Here is an 18263-nt window from a genome sequence, read left to right as displayed (position 1 = left end):
CGCCTTCAATGCCTGCACCAGCCAATTCTTACGCCAAGTCACCCGTTCGGCCCAACAGCGACACGGACCGCGACCGCCCCACACCCCTCACATCGCGCCACGGCCCGCGATCGTCACCCCTCACATCGTGCCTCGGGCGGCTGTGTGGCCGACGTAACTCCTCATGATCAAGGGATGTGACATCGACGTAACGGGCAATTCGTACGCTCTAGACACCACCCCCGACCGCCGGAGAAGGGCAGCGCGTGACCTCGACCACCTCCACGACTCAGGTCCGGACGGTCTGCACGTACTGCGGGGTCGGCTGCGGAATCCTGCTGGACGTCGGGATGGGGCCCGACGGACGGCGTACGGTCCTGAAGGCGTCCGGCGACAAGGCGCACCCGGCGAACGCGGGCCGGCTGTGCACCAAGGGCGCCACGACGGCCGAGATGCTCGCCGCGCCCGGGCGGCTGACCACCGCGCTGGTCAGGGACGACCGGGGCGAGGAGCCGGTGCCCTCCCCGATGGCCGACGCGATCGCCGAGACGGCCCGCCGACTGCGCACGATCATCGACGAGCACGGGCCGGACGCGGTCGCCCTCTATGTCTCCGGGCAGATGAGCCTGGAGGCCCAGTACCTGGCGAACAAGCTGGCCAAGGGCTTCATCCGCACCAACCAGATCGAGTCGAACTCGCGGCTGTGCATGGCCAGCGCGGGCATGGGCTACAAGCTGTCGCTCGGCGCCGACGGGCCGCCCGGGTCGTACGAGGACTTCGACCACGCGGACGTCTTCCTCGTCATCGGCTCGAACATGGCCGACTGCCACCCCATCCTCTTCCTCCGCATGATGGAGCGGGTCAAGGCGGGCGCCAAACTCATCGTGGTCGACCCGCGACGCACCGCCACCGCTGCCAAAGCCGATCTGTTTCTGCAGGTCAAGCCGGGTACTGACCTCGCCCTCCTCAACGGGCTGCTGCACCTGCTCGTCGAGAACGGCCACACCGACCCCGATTTCATCGCCGCCCACACCGAGGGCTGGGAGGCGATGCCGGAGTTCCTCGCCGACTACACGCCGGCCGCCGTCGCGGAGATCACCGGGCTCGCCGAGGACGACCTGCGCGCGGCCGCCCGGCTGATCGGCGAGGCGGGCGAGTGGATGAGCTGCTGGACGATGGGGCTCAACCAGTCCACGCACGGCACCTGGAACACGAACGCCCTGGTCAACCTGCATCTGGCGACCGGCGCCATCTGCCGCCCGGGCTCCGGCCCCTTCTCGCTCACCGGGCAGCCCAATGCCATGGGCGGACGTGAGATGGGGTACATGGGGCCGGGGCTGCCGGGGCAGCGGTCCGTCGCCGTGGACGCCGAGCGGGACTTCGTCGAGCAGCTGTGGGAGCTGCCGCCGGGCACCCTGCGCGCCGACGGGGTCGGCAAGGGCACGGTCGAGATGTTCCAGAAGATGGCCGACGGCGAGATCAAGGCCTGCTGGATCATCTGCACCAACCCCGTCGCCTCGGTCGCCAACCGCCGGACGGTCATCGAGGGGCTGGAGGCCGCCGAGTTCGTCGTCACGCAGGACGTGTTCGGCGAGACCGAGACCAACGCGTACGCCGATGTGGTGCTGCCCGGCGCGCTGTGGACCGAGGGCGAGGGCGTCTTCGTCAACAGTGAGCGCAACCTCACGCTGACCCGGCCGGTGGCCGATCCGCCGGGCGAGGCGATGGCGGACTGGCGGATCATCGCGGCCGTCGCGTGTGCGATGGGGTACGAGAAGGGGTTCTCGTACGACAGTGCCGAGGACGTCTTCGAGGAGATACGGCGGGCCTGGAACCCGGTGACCGGCTGGGATCTGCGCGGGGTGACGTACGAGCGGCTGCGGGACACGCCGGTGCAGTGGCCCGCCGCCGAGGTGGACGGGCCCGAGCGCAATCCGATCCGGTACGTCGACGCCGAGGGCGGGCTGCGGTTCCCGACGGCGAGCGGGCGGGGTGTCTTCCATGCGCGTCCGCACATGCCGGCCGCCGAGATGCCGGACGACGACTACCCCTTCGTACTGAACACCGGGCGGGTGCAGCACCAGTGGCACACGCTGACGAAGACGGGAAGGGTCGCCAAGCTCAACAAGCTCAACCCGGGGCCGTTCGTGGAGGTGCATCCGCAGGACGCGCATGCCCTGGGGATCGCCGACGGGGACCGGGTGGAGGTCGCCTCGCGGCGGGGGCGGGCCGTGCTGCCTGCGGTGGTGACCGACCGGGTGCGGCCGGGGGGCTGTTTCGCGCCGTTCCACTGGAACGACCTGTTCGGGGAGTACCTGAGCGTCAACGCGGTGACGAGCGACGCGGTGGATCCGATCTCCTTCCAGCCCGAGTTCAAGGTGTGCGCCGTCTCGCTGGCGAAGATCAACGAGCCCACGGCGGCTCCCGTGCCGGACGAGCCCGTCGAGGCGCTGACACCCACGGCCGTCACCCCCGGCTCGGCTGATCCCTTCGGGCTCGAACCCGCGCCGCCGCCCGTCCTGTCCGCACAGGAGCGCCTCTACCTCACCGGGTTCCTCGCCGGGATCGACTCCGGTGCGCCGGGCGTCCCCGTGCTCCCGCCGGACGCGCCCTTCAGCCCCGAGCACGCGCTGTGGGTGAACGGCGTCCTGGCCGGCATGTACTCGCGGACCGCGGTGGAACCGCGTGCGCAGGACGGCCGTGAGGTCGTCGTGCTGTGGGCCTCGCAGACCGGCAACGCCGAGGAGTTCGCGACCGCCACCGCCGAGCGGCTGAGCGCGGCCGGGCACCGGACCACCCTGGTGGGCATGGACGACGCCGACGTCCGCGGCCTCGCCCGCACGGCCGACCTGCTCTTCATCACCAGCACGTTCGGCGACGGCGACGCGCCCGACAACGGGTCCGGCTTCTGGGACACGCTGTCCGAGGAGGGGGCTCCACGGCTGGACGGAGTGCGGTACGCCGTGCTCGCCTTCGGCGACTCGTCGTACGACGACTTCTGCGGGCACGGGCGCCGGCTCGACGCACGGCTGGACGAACTGGGTGCGCTGCGCCTGGCTCCCCGTACGGACTGCGAACCGGACTACGAGCCGTCTGCCGGGGCGTGGCTCGACGAGGTCCTCACGGTGCTGGGCGGCGCGGACGCCCCCGCCGTCGAGAAGCCGGCCGATAATCCGAAGGCCAAGCCCAAGTCCAAGCCCGCCCCCGCCACCGCCCGCCTCGTCGGCAACCGGCTGCTGAGCCTGCCCGGCGCGGGCAAGGAGGTGCGGCGCTTCACCTTCGACACGAGCGGGACCTCGCTGACGTACGAGGCGGGCGACGCCCTCGGCGTACGGCCGGTCAACTCGCCCGCGCTGGTGGAGGAATGGCTCGCGGTGACCGGTGTCGACGGGTCGGCCGCCGTGGAGGTGGACGGAGTGGGTGCGGTGTCCTTCGCCGAAGCCCTGCACCGGCATCTCGACATCACGAGGATCACTCCGGACCTGCTGCGCTTCGTCGCCGAACGCGTCCGTGACGACCGCGAGTTGCGCCGCCTGCTGCGCCCCGACAACAAGGACGGTCTGGCCCAGTGGAGTTGGGGGCGGCAGGCCGTGGACGTCATCGCCGAGCACCCCGTGCGGGCGGGCGCCGAGGAGTGGGCCGGGGTGCTGAAGAAGCTCCAGCCGCGGCTGTACTCCATATCGTCCAGCCCGCTCGTGGACCCGCACAGCGTCTCGCTGACGGTCTCCGTCGTGCGGTACGAGAACCTGCACGGCCGGCCGCGCGGCGGGGTCTGCTCGCCGTTCCTCGCCGACGCCGAGCCGGGCACGGAGGTGCCGGTCTTCGTGCAGCGCTCCCCGCACTTCCGGCCGCCGGCGGACGCCTCGACGCCGATGGTGATGGTCGGCCCCGGCACGGGCGTGGCGCCCTTCGTCGGCTTCCTCCAGGAGCGGCGCGCGCTCGGGCACAAGGCACCCAACTGGCTGTTCTTCGGCGAGCAGCACCGGGCCAGCGACTTCTACTACGAGGACGAGCTGACCGCGCTGCTCGACGAGGGGACCCTCGCCCGGCTCGACACCGCCTTCTCCCGCGACCAGCGCAACAAGGTGTACGTGCAGGACCGGATGCGCGAGCACGGCCCGGAGCTGTGGCGCTGGCTGCAGGACGGTGCCTACTTCTACGTCTGCGGCGACGCCTCACGCATGGCCAAGGACGTGGACCGGGCCCTCAGGGACATCGCGGTCGCGCACGGCGGGCTGGAGGAGGCCGAGGCGTCGGCGTACGTGAAACAGCTGGCGGCGGCGAAGCGGTACGTCCGGGACGTCTACTGACCGGTCACGGCGATCGCGCGGAGTTCTTCTCACCCGCCTCACACCGGACTCTTCACCTCCCTCGGCACCCCGCTCACCAGGCCTGATTACGGTCCGGTGCCGTGCAGTTGGCAGCAGAACCGCAGCCGGTGACACCCGCCCGGCGGACACAGTCGTCGATACCGGCCGTCCTGGCACCGGAGCCGCCCGCCCAGTGGCACCGCGTCCTGACCCTCCTCGCGGACATCAGCCTCTTCATCGGCACGCGGGCGATCTGGACGCAGGCGGCGAGCCACCGGCTCGTCGTGGCCGCCGCCATCTCGGTGTGCTACGCCTCGATCCTGGTCTGCGGCGTGCTGGCGCTGGTCGTGCGGCGGGCGAGGTCGCTGGCGCGGCTGGATCTGTGCGTCCTGGTGACCGCCGTGACGCTGACGCTCTGCGCGTGGGCGATGAACCACCAGGGCAGCGACGAGGCGGTCCTCACCACCCAGGCCGCCCGCGAGCTGGTCGCCGGGCACCCCGTGTACGGGCAGCCGTGGCCCTGGCTCTTCGGCCACGGCGTGGCGCTCACGCCGACGGTTACGGGCGGCTACGACTTCACGTACGGCTATCCGCCCCTGACCCCGCTGCTGAGCGCGCCGCTGCTGTGGCTGGGGCACGGTGGCACGCCGGCCACGGCGGTGAGCACGGCCGCGCTCCTCGCCGGCACGGTCGCGCTGTGGCGGATGCTGCCCGCGCCGTGGCGGTCGGCGGCGACCATGGCGTGCCTCGGCTTCGGGTTTCTGCCGTCCTACGGCCGCCTCGGCTATCCGGCGATCGTGGCGCTGGCCCTGCTGGTGCCGGTGGTGGTGCGGTGGCCGCGGATGGGGCGGGGCGGGCGGCTCGGGGCCGGCGGGCTGGCGCGGGCGGCGTGTCTGGGGGCGGCGTGCGCGGCGCAGCAACTGCCGTGGTTCGTGGCGCCGTTCCTGCTGGCCGGGATCTACGCCGTGCGGCGCGGGGAGCTGGGGGCGCGGGCGGCGGCGCTGGTCGTGGCGCGGATCGCCGGGGCCGCCGGGGTCGTATGGCTGTTGGTCAACACGTACTTCGTCGTCAGTGAGCCGGGCACCTGGGTCCGGGGCATCGCGCTGCCGCTGACGCAGGGCGCGGTGATCCACGGGCAGGGCGTGGTCGGCGTCTCGCTGTACTTCACCGACGGCAGCGACCGGCTCGACTGGTACTCCCACGCGAGCATGCTGCTGGCGGCGGGGCTGCTCGCGCTGTTCGTGCTGTTCGTGCGGCGGCTGGGGCCCGCGGCGACCGTGCTGCCGTGGTGCGCGTTCTTTCTGGCGACCCGGTCGCAGGACGGCTACTACCTGATGATGACGCCGCTGTGGCTGGCGGCGGCGGTCACCGCGCCGGCGTCGGAGTTCGCCACTGCCTGGCAGCCGCGCCCGCGCTTGCTGGTCCGACGCCCGGCGCGGATCGCGGCGGCCCTGCTGCTGCTCACCCCGGCCCTGGCGGGCGCGGCATGGGCGGCGACCGGGATGCCTCCGCTGGGCATGCGGGTGACGTCGGTGCGGTGGGCGACGCCGACCGCCCTGTCCGGCCTCGATGTCGAGGTCGCCAACACGGACGCCGCCGCCCTCACGCCCCACTTCACGCTGACCACGGGCCAGGGGATGGATCCGTACTGGACGGTCGTACGGGGCCCGGCCCTCCTGCCCGGCCACAGCTCGGCGCGCTATGAACTCCGGCCGCCCGCAGGGAGGTTCGTCCTCCCCCGTCCCCGCACGCGGATCCGGCTGCGGGCCTTCACGGCCGTACCGCAGACGCTGTCGAGTGCCGACGTCAGGCTGCCGCGGTCCGGGTGAAGCGGAGCGTGGCGGCGACCGTGGTCAGGCCGCGGATCATGCCGAGCTGGTTCCAGCCCATGCCGAACTGGTCGCGGTCCACGCTGAACTCGGCGTCCAGGGTGAGCGCGTCGGCGTCCGCGCCGACGACGCGAGCGACGAAGGACCTGGGCTGGCTGACGCCACGGGCGGTGAGCTGACCGACGATGTGCACGGTGTCGTCGGCGCGGAGTTCGGCGCTGCGCACCGCGAAGGTGAGGTCGGGGTGGTTGGCGACGTCGAAGAAGTCGGCGCCGCGCAGGTGCTCGTCACGCTTGGCGTTCCTGGTGTCGAGGGAGGCGGCGTCCAGGGTGATCGTGCCGACGGCGGAGCCGTCGGGGCGGACCTCGCCGTTGCCGGTGACGGCGGCGAAGGTGCCCTTGACGGTGACCAGCCCCCAGAACGTCTTGTGGCGGATGGCGACGGTGGAGGCGGCGGAGTCCAGCTGCCAGGTTCCGGTTTCGACGGCGACGGTCATGATCTTTCACTCCTGGTCATCGGGGGGGTCGGGTCATCGGCGATCATCGAGCCTGTAGTCCAAATTTGGATGACCACACGCTAGCCGATACTCCAAATTTGAACAACGGCTACACTCGAATTCATGGCCGACCTCCCCGACTGCCCCTCCGCCTCCGGCGACGGACTCCTCCCCGTCGAGCTCCACGCCTGGATGCTGATGCTGGCCGCGACCGGAGCCGTCGAGCAGGAGCTGCGCAGCGTGGTGAAGGAACGGCTGGACGTCTCGCACGACGAGTTCCTGGTCCTGTGCCTGCTCGCCGCGGACCCCGGCCAGGCCCTGCGCATGACGCGGATCGCCGAGCTCCTCGGCCGCCCCAAGACCCGCCTCACCTACCAGATCGCCTGCCTCCAGCACGCCGGCCTGGTCACCCGCAAGTCGGTCTGCGGCGACAAGCGCGGCGTCGAGGTCGCCCTCACCGAAAAGGCCCGGCGCCTGATCGAGGAGGCCTCCGGTGTCCTCGCGGAGACGGTCAAGGAGGCACTGGCGCGGTTCATGGGTCCCACCCAGCGGCAGGCGATGTGCGCGCTGATGCCCGACTTCGCGGCGGAGGCGACGCCGGAGTAGGAAGCCGGAGTAGTCCCCGGTGCGGTTGCGGGTACCCGGGCGGTGCCCGTACCGACACCGAGGAGGGGTTCATGGGCACCTTGGACCTGCCCGCTCCCGTCGTCCGCCGCGAGGCGGCGCCCCCGCCCGACCCGGCCGCCCTGGAGGCCGCGTTGCGCGAGCGCGTCGACGGTGAGGTCCGCTTCGACGCGGGGAGCCGGGCCGCGTACTCCACCGACGCCTCGAACTTCCGCCAGACGCCCATCGGCGTGGTCGTGCCGCACACGCCGGAGGCGGCCGCGGAGGCGGTGGCCGTCGCCCGGGAGCACGAAGCGCCCGTGCTGTCGCGGGGCGGGGGGACTTCGCTGGCCGGGCAGTGCACCAACACGGCCGTCGTCATCGACTGGTCGAAGTACTGCACGGGTCTGGAGTCCGTCGACGTGGACGCCCGCAGGTGTGTCGTCCAGCCGGGGATCGTCCTCGACGAGCTCAACCGGCAACTGGCCCCGACCGGGCTGCGCTTCGGCCCCGAGCCCGCCACCCACGCCAACTGCACGATCGGCGGCATGATCGGCAACAACTCCTGCGGCGCCACCGCGCAGGCGAACGGCAAGGTAGTCGACAACATCGCCCGTCTGGAGGTGCTCCTCTACGACGGCACCCGCTTCTGGTGCGGGGACACGAGCGACGACGAGTACGCCGAGATCGAGCGGCACGGTGACCTGCGGGCCGCCGTGTACCGGCGGTTGCGCGCCCTGCGCGACGCCTACGCCGACGAGATCCGCCGCCGCTTCCCGCGCATCCCCCGCCGGGTCTCCGGCTACAACCTGGACTCGCTCCTGCCCGAGCACGGCTTCGACGTCGCCGGGCTGCTCGTCGGCAGCGAGTCGACGTTGGTCACCGTCCTGCGGGCGGAGCTCGAACTGGTGCCGGTGGTGAAGGAACGCTCGCTGGTGGTGCTGGGGTTCCCGGACATCATGCGCGCCGCGGACGCCGTACCGGCGATCCTGCCGTACGAGCCGATCGCGCTGGAGGGCGTGGACCGCCACCTCGTGTACGACGAGCGGCTCAAGCACCTCAACGAGCAGGCGATCTCCCAACTGCCCGAAGGAAACGCCTTCTTGATGGTGCAGTTCGGCGGCGAGACCCTTCAGGAGGCCGACGAGCGGGCGCACCGGATGCTGGACGGGCTGCACGAGTCGGAGCACGACGCCGAGGTCGCCTTCCTGGACGACCCCTCCCACGAGGAGCAGCTCTGGCAGGTCCGCGAGGCCGGGCTCGGCGCCACCGCGCACATCCCGGGCCGTCCTGACACCTGGGAGGGCTGGGAGGACTCTGCGGTGCCGCCGGAGCGGCTCGGCGACTATCTGCGGCGGCTGCGCGGCCTGTTCGAGGAGTTCGGGTACCAGAGCGACACCGGGCCCAGCCTCTACGGCCACTTCGGGCAGGGGTGCGTGCACACGCGGATCCCCTTCGATCTGTACAGCGCCGAGGGGGTGGCCGACTACCGGCGGTTCATGGAGCGCGCGGCCGATCTCGTGGTCGAGTTCGGCGGCTCCTTCTCCGGCGAGCACGGGGACGGGCAGAGCCGGGGCGAGCTGCTGCCGAGGATGTTCGGGGAGGAGCTGGTGGAGGCGTTCGGCCGGCTCAAGGGCATCTTCGACCCCGCCGACCGGATGAACCCGGGGAAGGTCGTGGCGCCGTACCGGCTCGACGAGAACCTTCGCATCGGCAGCGACTGGGCCCCGTACGACCCCCGCGACCTGCACTTCCGCTTCCCCCACGACGGCGGGTCCTTCGCCGAGGCCGCCAACCGGTGCGTGGGCGTGGGCAAGTGCCGACGGCTGGAGAGCGAGGGCGGCGCGGTGATGTGCCCGTCCTACCAGGTCACGCTGGAGGAGGAGCACTCCACGCGCGGCCGGGCCCGGCTGCTGTTCGAGATGCTCGACGGGCACGGCGACAGCGCCATCCGCGACGGCTGGCGTTCGCAGGCGGTGAAGGACGCCCTCGACCTGTGCCTCGCCTGCAAGGGCTGCAAGAGCGACTGCCCGGCCGATGTCGACATGGCGACGTACAAGGCGGAGTTCCTCTCGCACCACTACGCGGGCCGTCCTTGGCGCAGGCCCCGCTCGGACCTGTCGATGGGCTGGCTGCCGGTGGTCGCGCAGGCCGTGGGCCGGGGCGGGCTCGGCCCGGTGGTCAACGCGTTCACCCACACTCCGCCGCTGTCCCGGGCCGCGGTCGCCATGGCCGGGGTCGAGGAGCGGGAAGTGCCGCTGTTCGCACGGCAGTCGCTGCAGCGGTGGTTCGCCCGCCGCGCGCCGGACGGCTGTTACGGCGACGGGGAGCGCGGGTCGGTGCTGCTGTGGCCGGACACCTTCAGCAACTTCTTCCATCCGCATGTCGGCCAGGCGGCGGTGGAGCTGCTGGCGCACGCGGGCTGGCGTGTCACGATGCCCACCGAGCCCCTGTGCTGCGGGCTGACGTGGATCTCCACCGGCCAGCTCGGCGTCGCCGAACGCGTCCTGGCCCGGACCGTCCGCCATCTGGCCGGTCATCTCCGGGAGGGCGGGCTGGTGGTCGGCCTGGAGCCGAGCTGCACGGCCGTGTTCCGGTCGGACGCGGGTGAACTGTTCCCCGGCGACCGGGATGTACGCCGGTTGGAGGAACAGACCGTGACACTGGCCGAGTTGCTCATCGAGCACAGCCCTGGATACGAGCCGCCTCAGGTGCCCGACCGAAGCGCCCGCGCGCTCGCCCAGGTGCACTGCCACCAGCACGCCGTACTGGGTTGGGACGCCGACGACGAGTTGCTGCGCCGCGCCGGGGTGGACGCTGAACAGCTGGCATCCGGCTGCTGTGGTCTGGCCGGCAACTTCGGGTTCGAGCGCGGCCACTTGGAGGTCAGCCAGGCCTGCGCGGAACGCGTCCTGCTGCCGCGGCTGCGCGAGGAGGACGCCGGGACCGTCGTCCTCGCCGACGGCTTCAGCTGCCGTACGCAGATCCACGAGTTCGACAGCGGCGGCCACGAGGCCGTCCACCTGGCGGAACTGCTGGCCTCGGCACTGCCGGTGTCCGAGGTGGCGCCGAGTGCGTACGGGGTTGCTCCGGGGGTCCGGCCGGCCCCTCCGGGGCGCCGGGCACGGGCTCTCGCACTCGCTTCGGCGGGCTTGGCCGTGGGTGGGGTGGCCGCGGGGGCGGCTCGTATGGTTCGGGCGATGCGGGGTTGAGCGGGGGCGGGCCGTGGGCGCCCGCACTTCGACGGATGGTGACCGGCCGCCCCCCCAACGGCGGCCGGTCATCCCCCCGTCAGGCGGCAGGCCTCCCGGAGAGGACCTCCACCCGGCCCGTGTCGAGCGAGTAGTAGGCGCTGACGACGGCGAGCTCGCCCTTCTTCACGAGCGGCGCGAGACTGGCGTTGCGCCGCAGGTCGGCCGCGGTCTGCTGGGCGTTGGCCCGGATCATGGCGTCGACGGGGTCGGCGTGCTTCTCCTTGGATATCGCCTCGTACGCCGGGCGGAGGGCCTCCACGATCGACTGCAGGTTGCCGCCCAGCGGCTTGCCCTCCTTCAGCGCCTTGTACGACGCCTTGACCGCGCCACAGCGCTGGTGCCCGAGGACGACGATCAGCGGGCTCCCCGCGGTCAGCGGCCCGTACTCGACGGAGCCGGTGACCACCGGCGCGACCACCTGCCCACCGGTGCGTATCACGAACAGGTCGCCGATCCCGGTGTCGAAGGTCAGCTCCGGGTCCACCCGGGAGTCGATGCAGGAGACGACGACGCCGTACGGATCCTGCTCCTCGGCGACCGCCTTGAGCCGGGCGAGGTCCTGATGGGGGCGCTGGAGCGCTCCGGCGACCCACCGCTCGTTGCCCTCCAGTAGCCGGTCGAACGCCGCCCGAGGTGTGGCGGGGGCTGCGCTCGCCGACGACGAAGGGGTTGCCGCGGCTGCCGCGGGCGTGACCTTCGGCGCCGCGGTGCCGGCGTCCGCCTTCGACGAACAGCCGGTGATCACGGCCGCGGTGGCCACGAGCCCTCCGGTGAGAACGGCTCGGCGCTGCGGAAGCGAGGCACTGCCCATGGCACTCATCCCTTCTGGTGTTTTCCCTGGTGGGGCGGGTGATGCCACTGTTGCGAAGGGGCAGTTAAGGCCCGTACAGGGCTGATCAAGCGCACGAGAAGGGCGCGTCCAAATCACGGAGAGTGGCCGGGCGGGGGTTCCGGCGAACGTTCCCCGGGCGACCGGCGTCATAGCGGTAGTCGTCGTCGAAGGGACTGCCACCATGACCGCCGCCGTATCTCCCACCCGCCCTGCCGTGGGCCGAGCCGTGCTGATCGGAGGGCTGCTCTGCGCGGTCGCCGCCTGCGGCAACGGCACGGAGAAGGCGGTGACTCAGAGCCGGGCCCCCTGGCAGGAGCCCGCCTCGTACAGCTACACGCTCCGATCGAGCGAAGGGGAGCGGGCGTTGCTCGGCTCCTTCCGGATCACGGTCCGCGACGGCGACGTGATCAAGGCGCAGGGCCTCGACGACAGCGCCCGACGGCTGGTCGAGGACACGCCCGACACGGTGCCCACCCTGCGGGAACTCCTCGACGAGCTCGAACAGGCACGGCGGGACGACGCGGACACGGCCGAGGCCGAGTACGCGGCCGACGGGCATCCGGTGAGCATCTCCCTGGACTGGGAGAAGAACGCGATCGACGACGAGGCCCGCTACGACATCAGCGCCTACGAGCCGGGCGACCGCTAGGTGAGTCTGCCGGTGCCCCTGTCACCCCGCTCGCCGCGCTCCCCCCGCTCACGCCGCCCGCGCGCACTCCGCCGCCACGCGCAGGCTCTCGGCGACCGCGTGAGGGATGTCGACGACAGGGAACACCGCGTGCCGTACGGTCCGTTGGGCGTCGACGACCAGGATCAGCCGCTTGTGCCGCAGTCGGCCCGCGCCGCGGAAGGTCGGCAACCGCAGGGCCGCGGCCAGCTGGTGGGCGGCGTCGGAGAGAAGGGGGTACGGGATGTCCTCGGCGCGGGCGAACTCCGCCTGCTCCTCGGCGAGCTGGGTACTGACGCCGCGCACCTCCACGTCCGCCCGGCGGAAGTCGGGCCAGGCGTCCCGGAAGAGCCGGTTCTCCAGCGTGCAGCCTGCGGCTCCGGGGATCGGGCCCCATTCGATCCCCGTGCCGGGGTAGGTGAACAGCACGGTGGCGGCGGCGTCCGGTGAGACGACGGGCAGCTCCCCGCCCTGCGCGCCGGGCAGTTCGAGGCCGTCCGGCACAGGCGTGCCCACCAGGGCGTGGACGCGGGCGTGTTCGGCACCGTCCGCCTCCGCGGTCGCGGTGAGGCTTCCGTCGCCGAGCACCCACCGGTCGCCCCAGTCCTGCATGGCGACCAGCAAGGGCAACAGCGCGGCTCCGGCGTCGGTGAGGACGTACTCGTAGCGCACCGGGCGTCGCTGGTAGAGGCTGCGCCGCAGCACCCCGGCCGCGACGAGCCGGCCGAGCCGCTCGGTGAGGACCTTGCGGGACAGGCCGATCTCGGCGGCCAGCGCGTCGAAGCGGACATGGCCGCGGGCGACCTCCCGCAGCACCAGTACGTTCCACCAGTCGCCCAGGACCAGGGCGGCCTGGGCGATGCCGCAGGTCTCGTCGGCGTTGTGCATCCTCATGCACCCATAGTAGGTTCCCTTTCGGGACTCACTTTGTTTCCAAAGGGAACTTTCCAAGGGGAACTCTCCAAAGGGAACTTCCCGAGGGGTACTTACGCCCGCCGCTCCGCGGGCCCAGCGCGAGGAGAGATGTCGTGACCGCCATCAGCCGGGTCGTCGCACGGGAGATCATCGACAGCCGGGGCAATCCGACCGTCGAGGTCGACGTGGAACTCAAGGACGGATCGCTCGGCCGCGCCGCGGTCCCGTCCGGAGCCTCGACCGGCGCCCGAGAGGCGGTGGAACTGCGCGACGGGGATCCGACCCGCTTCCACGGCAAGGGAGTTCGGCGCGCGGTCGACGCGGTGAACGAGAGCATCGCGGACGCCGTGATCGGGCTCGACGCCGAGGACCAGGCGACCGTGGACCGCACCATGATCGAGCTGGACGGCACGGACACCAAGTCACGGCTCGGCGCCAACGCCCTGCTCGGCGTCTCCCTGGCCACCGCCAAGGCCGCCGCGGCCGCCCACCGCCTGCCGCTGTACCGCTACGTCGGCGGAGTCGACGCCCGTCTGCTGCCGGTGCCGATGATGAACATCGTCAACGGCGGTGCCCACGCGGACAATCCGCTGGACTTCCAGGAGTTCATGATCGCCCCCATCGGCGCGGCCACCTTCGCCGAGGCCGTCCGCATGGGCTCGGAGGTCTTCCACACCCTGCGCGGCAACCTGATCGCGGCCGGCCACGGCGTGAACGTCGGCGACGAGGGAGGCTTCGCGCCCGACCTGCGCACCGCCGACGAGGCGTTGGACTTCGTCGTACGGGCCATCGAGCAGACCGGCTACAAGCCGGGCACCGACATCACCCTCGTCATGGACCCGGCCACGTCGGAGTTCTTCCACGACGGGATCTACGACTACACGGGCGAGGGCGTCCGCCGCACGTCCGCCGAACACGCCGACTACCTCGCCACCCTCGTCGACCGCTACCCCGTCGCCTCGATCGAGGACGCGATGGCCGAGGACGACCACGACGGCTGGCGCGCGCTGACCGCCCGGCTGGGCGAGCGCTGCCAGCTCACCGGCGACGACGTCTTCTGCACCAACGAGACGCTGCTGCGCGCCGGGATCCGGGACGGCATCGCCAACTCGATCCTGGTGAAGGTGAACCAGATCGGCACCCTCACGGAGACGCTGGCCACCGTCGCCACCGCGCACCGCGCCGGCTACACCGTCGTGATGTCCCACCGCTCCGGCGAGACCGAGGACACCACCATCGCCGACCTCGCCGTCGCCACCGGATGCGGCCAGATCAAGACCGGTTCGCTGTCCCGCGCCGACCGCACCGCCAAGTACAACCAGCTCGTCCGCATCGAGGAGGAGCTGGGCGCACAGGCCCGGTATGCGGGCGGGGAGGCGCTGGGGCTGCGCCGCTGACCCGGCGCCACCGGCTTCGCTTCTGGCCGACCCCGACAGGGTGTGATCGTTGTACCTTCGGCCAACTCGGCGCTGCCATCAAGGAGTTGTTTTCAGAGAACAGCCCGATGGACGGTGCACCGCCGCGACCGATCCACTGGGCGGGTGGACAGCAGCGACGAGCCGGACATGCCCGGCGTGATGGTGATCGAGCCCCTGGGCAACGCGGGACCCTTCCTTGTGAGGGCCGCGGCCCGGTTGGGCATACGGCTGTACGCGGCCACCGACGAGCGGGTTCACGCCGGTTACGAGCCCTGGCTGGCCCGCGGCCTCGCCGGGGTGTGTCTGACCGAACTGGCTGATTCCGCACGCGCGTTGGACGACATGGAGGCGTTCTGCCGCACGCACCGCATCGCGGGTGTCGCCGTCTGCTGGGAGTTGCTGACCCCTCTCGCGGCCATGCTCGCCGCGCGCCTCGGGCTGCCGGGCAACGATCCGCTGCGCGCCAAGGCCGCGCGCAACAAGATCGCCATGGCGGAGGCGTTCCGTGCGGCGGGTGTGGCGGCCCCTGCGGACGCGGTGGTCGCCACCGCCGAGCAGGCCCACCAGGTGGCCGCTTCCGGCCGGTTGGGGTGGCCGCTCGTCGTGAAGCCCGCCGAGCAGGGCGGCTCCTGGGGCGTGAGCGTCGTGGCGGGCCCGGACGGGCTCGATGCCGCCGTGGCCGCCGCCGGGCGGTTCACGCGGGCCGAGCCGCACGGTCTGCCGCTGGACTCGCGCGTGCTGCTGCAGAGCTATGTGCCCGGCGAGGAGTTCTCCGCCGACACGGTCGTGCACGACGGGGTGCCGTACCCGCTGCCCGTGGTCCGCAAGGACACCACGGCGGGCAGGTACCGGGTGGAGACCGGACACTCCTGTCCGGCCGGGCTCGACGCGCGCACGGTGCGGGCGATCCAGGACGCCGCGGCGCGCGCCGCGCTCGCCGTCGGGGTGCGCAACGGCATCGCCCACACCGAGGTGAAGATCCTTCCCGGCGGAGAGCCGGTCGTCATCGAGACCGGGGCCCGGCTGCCCGGGGACAACATCTGCGAGATCGTCGAGGCCGCGACCGGCGTCAGCGAGGCCGCCGCCTATCTGCAGGCCGTGACCGGGCAGCTGCCGCACACCGCGCCGACCCGTGACGCGGCGGCCGCGGTGCGCTTTGTGCTGCCCGAGCGGGCGGGAGTTCTGGAGGACGTCGTCATCCCCGACGTGCCCGGCACCCACAGCCGGATCCATATCCGTCCCGGGCAACGCGTGCCCGAGCCGGCCGACAGTTCCGGCCGGGTCGGGCACGTCGTGGCGCGGGCCGCGTCCGTCGACGAGGCCCTTCACCTCGCCGCCCAGGTGATCACCGACACCCGGGTGAAAGTGACCTGATCCGTGCGCAAGCCCGTGCAGAAGCTCGCCTCTTCCGCGACCTCGCCGGCTCGGCGTCGAGAGGTGGCGGCGCGCGCCGGGGAAGTCCGAGGAGCGTGCCGCCTTCGCAGCGGCCGGGCTCGAGGGCACCACGGCCCTGCACGCGGGGACGAAGGCGATCGAGGCCAAGCGGCTGCGGGGGCCCTTGTCAGCGGGCTGTACGCGCCGCATGACACGTATACGGGCACCTGGACCGGTCAGGGCCTGGTCCATGTACGCGGACCAGGCCCTGACCGGCTTCCGGGATTCCGTACTCCACCGGAAGGCCCCGACCTAGAAGCCCGAGTTGTTGCAGCCCATGCCCGAGCCCAGGTGGGTGTCGTCCTGCCCACCCGAGTTGCCCTCGCCGCCGAGCGCGTTGCCCAGCGCGCCGTTGAGCACACCGACCTGGCCGAGGACGTCGACGTTGAGGTCGTGCGACTTGCAGGAGGAGCTCTGCAGGATGCTGACCTTGTCCCCGCCCTTGCCGCCGCCACCGTCGAGGCCCTGAGCGGTGGCCGTGCCGGTGCCCAGGAGTCCGACGCTGCCAAGGGCGACGACCAGGACGGCAGCCTTGCGAAGCTTGTGCATGTCATCTCCGATGGAGTGAGGGGAGTTGCGATCCATGCGGGATCGACTTCGTACAGTGAGAAGAGATTAAGAGGAAAAATCCCAATATATTCTCACGGCACGCCGAGGCTCGCGATCTGAGGAGCCGTCGGAAACAGTTCCTTCATCCAGGAAGTATTTAGGTGTAACGACTCCTGCCTAGCGTCCCTCCTCATGGCCACGACTGCAGTCCCCCACCCGCAGCAAGGAGGCGAGGCGTGAGCACCGAGCCACGACTGGCAGAAGTCACCGAACCGGGAACCGCGCCGCAGTCGGCGCGCGGTACCGATCAGGCGATCAAGGAGACCCTGGAGGACTACACCCTCCGCTTCGCGCCCCGCAGTTACCGCCGCTGGACCCCCATGGTCGTGGCCACCACGGCACTCGGCGGCATCGCCTACATGGCCGACTTCTCCATCGGCGCCGGCATCGGCCTGGCCCACGGCACCGGCAACGCGCTCGTGGCGATCGCGGTCGCCGCCGTCGTCATCTTCATCACGGGCTTCCCCCTGGCGTATTACGGCGCCCGCTACAACATCGACCTCGACCTGATCACCCGCGGCTCCGGCTTCGGCTACTACGGCTCGGTGTTGACCAGCGTCATCTTCGCCAGCTTCACCTTCATCTTCTTCGCCCTCGAAGGCTCGATCATGGCCCAGGGCCTGAAGCTCGGCCTCGGAATGCCGCTGTGGCTGGGCTACTTGGTGTCCACGCTGATGGTGATCCCGCTGGTCGTCTACGGCATGAAGGCGCTGAGCAAGCTCCAGGTGTGGACGACCCCGGTCTGGCTGCTGCTGATGGTCGCCCCGCTGGTCTACCTGATCGCCACCGACCCCGGCACGGTCGACCGTTTCCTGGCCTACGCCGGCACGGATGGCGACGGCGGCGTCAACACCGCGTCCGTGCTGCTGGGCGCGGGCGTGTGCCTGTCGTTGATCGCACAGATCGGCGAGCAGATCGACTACCTGCGCTTCATGCCGCCCAAGACCGAGGCGAACAAGCGCACTTGGTGGACGGCGGTGGTCATGGCCGGCCCCGGCTGGGTGGTGCTCGGCGCGCTGAAGCAGGCCATCGGTGTCTTCCTCGCCGTATACATCCTCGCCAAGGTCGGCCCGGCCGCCGCCCCCGAGCCGATCCAGCAGTTCCGCGGCGCCTTCGACGCGATGATGCCGTCCTGGATGGTCGTCCCGCTGGCCGTGGCCCTCGTCGTGATCAGCCAGATCAAGATCAACGTGACGAACGCGTACTCCGGTTCACTGGCGTGGACGAACTCCTTCACACGCGTCACCGGGCGCTACCCCGGCCGCATGGTCTTCGTCCTGGTCAACCTGGGCTTCGCGCTGGCCCTGATGGAGGCCGACATGTTCAGCTTCCTCAACAGCATCCTGGGCTTCTACTCGAACTGCGCCATCGCCTGGGTCGTCACCGTCGCCACCGACATCGGCGTCAACAAGTACGTACTGAAGCTGTCCCCGCTCCAGCCGGAGTTCCGCCGGGGCATGCTGTACGCGGTCAACCCGGTCGGCGTGGTGGCCTTCGTCGCCGCCTCCGGTCTGTCGATCGCGATGTACTTCCACGCGCTGGGCGACACCTTGCAGCCGTACTCCCCGGTCGCCGCGGCCGTGATCGCGTTCGCCCTCACCCCGCTCATGGCCGTCGTCACCCAGGGCAAGTACTACCTGCGCCGCGCCGACGACGGCATCGACGAGCCGCTGCTGGACGCGGAGGGCAACCCGAGTGCGACGACGTACGACTGCCATGTCTGCCACCAGCCCTACGAGCGCCCGGACCTGGCGGCCTGCCGGACGCATGACGCCGTCGTCTGCTCGCTGTGCCTGAGCACGGACAAGGTCGGCGACCACGTACTGCCGGCCGCGCCCGTCCACCGCTGACGCTCATCCACTCCCTCCGGACCCCGAAGGGCTCCCGCACGTCACGTCCGTGCGGGAGCCCTTCGTC

12 protein-coding genes are annotated in these 18263 nt (G+C 71.4%); 8 read left to right on the top strand and 4 right to left on the bottom strand.

Going from position 1 to position 18263, the window contains the following annotated elements; all coding sequences use genetic code 11:
• Nucleotides 1-245: 245 nt before the first annotated feature.
• Nucleotides 246-4289 carry a molybdopterin-dependent oxidoreductase gene (locus tag ACZ7L6_RS27745; RefSeq protein ID WP_471928418.1) on the top strand — a complete coding sequence of 1348 codons (4044 nt, stop codon included), beginning with the start codon at nt 246-248 and terminating at the stop codon, nt 4287-4289.
• Between the two features lie 128 nt (nt 4290-4417).
• Nucleotides 4418-6118, top strand: coding sequence for a hypothetical protein (locus ACZ7L6_RS27740; protein ID WP_471928592.1), 1701 nt, complete (start codon nt 4418-4420; stop codon nt 6116-6118).
• Here the strand turns inward: ACZ7L6_RS27740 and ACZ7L6_RS27735 are convergent.
• On the bottom strand, nt 6096-6614 hold the full coding sequence (locus tag ACZ7L6_RS27735; RefSeq protein ID WP_471928416.1) for a YceI family protein: 519 nt from the start codon (nt 6612-6614) through the stop codon (nt 6096-6098). The genes ACZ7L6_RS27740 and ACZ7L6_RS27735 overlap by 23 nt on opposite strands.
• A 123-nt stretch (nt 6615-6737) precedes the next feature.
• Here ACZ7L6_RS27735 and ACZ7L6_RS27730 point away from each other — a divergent pair, with 123 nt between their 5' ends.
• Nucleotides 6738-7220: a MarR family winged helix-turn-helix transcriptional regulator gene (locus ACZ7L6_RS27730; protein WP_471928414.1), complete on the top strand. Its 483-nt coding sequence runs from the start codon at nt 6738-6740 to the stop codon at nt 7218-7220.
• Nucleotides 7221-7291: 71 nt separating this feature from the next.
• A complete protein-coding gene (locus tag ACZ7L6_RS27725; RefSeq protein ID WP_471928412.1) occupies nt 7292-10429 on the top strand; it encodes an FAD-binding and (Fe-S)-binding domain-containing protein in 3138 nt (1045 codons plus the stop codon).
• Between the two features lie 79 nt (nt 10430-10508).
• Here ACZ7L6_RS27725 and ACZ7L6_RS27720 read toward each other — a convergent pair whose 3' ends face one another.
• Nucleotides 10509-11282, bottom strand: coding sequence for a carbonic anhydrase (locus ACZ7L6_RS27720; RefSeq protein ID WP_471928410.1), 774 nt, complete (start codon nt 11280-11282; stop codon nt 10509-10511).
• A gap of 202 nt (nt 11283-11484) precedes the next feature.
• On the opposite strand from ACZ7L6_RS27720, the gene ACZ7L6_RS27715 reads away from it, so the two are divergent.
• Nucleotides 11485-11952: a DUF6174 domain-containing protein gene (locus tag ACZ7L6_RS27715; RefSeq protein ID WP_471928408.1), complete on the top strand. Its 468-nt coding sequence runs from the start codon at nt 11485-11487 to the stop codon at nt 11950-11952.
• Nucleotides 11953-12000: 48 nt separating this feature from the next.
• Here ACZ7L6_RS27715 and ACZ7L6_RS27710 read toward each other — a convergent pair whose 3' ends face one another.
• Complete coding sequence (locus ACZ7L6_RS27710) at nt 12001-12864, bottom strand: winged helix-turn-helix transcriptional regulator (RefSeq protein ID WP_471928406.1); 864 nt, start codon at nt 12862-12864, stop codon at nt 12001-12003.
• 134 nt (nt 12865-12998) lie between these two features.
• Between ACZ7L6_RS27710 and eno the strand changes: the two genes are divergently transcribed.
• The gene (gene eno / locus ACZ7L6_RS27705; RefSeq protein WP_471928404.1) at nt 12999-14282 is read left to right on the top strand and encodes a phosphopyruvate hydratase; all 1284 of its coding nucleotides are present in this window, start codon (nt 12999-13001) and stop codon (nt 14280-14282) included.
• 144 nt (nt 14283-14426) lie between these two features.
• Entirely contained in the window at nt 14427-15677 is a 1251-nt protein-coding gene (locus tag ACZ7L6_RS27700; protein WP_471928402.1) for an ATP-grasp domain-containing protein, read from the top strand.
• 312 nt (nt 15678-15989) lie between these two features.
• Here ACZ7L6_RS27700 and ACZ7L6_RS27695 read toward each other — a convergent pair whose 3' ends face one another.
• Nucleotides 15990-16286, bottom strand: coding sequence for a hypothetical protein (locus ACZ7L6_RS27695; protein ID WP_471928400.1), 297 nt, complete (start codon nt 16284-16286; stop codon nt 15990-15992).
• Nucleotides 16287-16522: 236 nt separating this feature from the next.
• On the opposite strand from ACZ7L6_RS27695, the gene ACZ7L6_RS27690 reads away from it, so the two are divergent.
• Complete coding sequence (locus ACZ7L6_RS27690) at nt 16523-18196, top strand: purine-cytosine permease family protein (protein WP_471928398.1); 1674 nt, start codon at nt 16523-16525, stop codon at nt 18194-18196.
• The last annotated feature ends 67 nt before the right edge of the window (nt 18197-18263 follow it).

The sequence above is a fragment of the Streptomyces sp. NPDC107522 genome, from assembly GCF_055657525.1.
The sequence above is the reverse complement of the archived record's forward strand: the minus strand, read 5'-3'. Positions and strand labels throughout refer to the sequence as shown.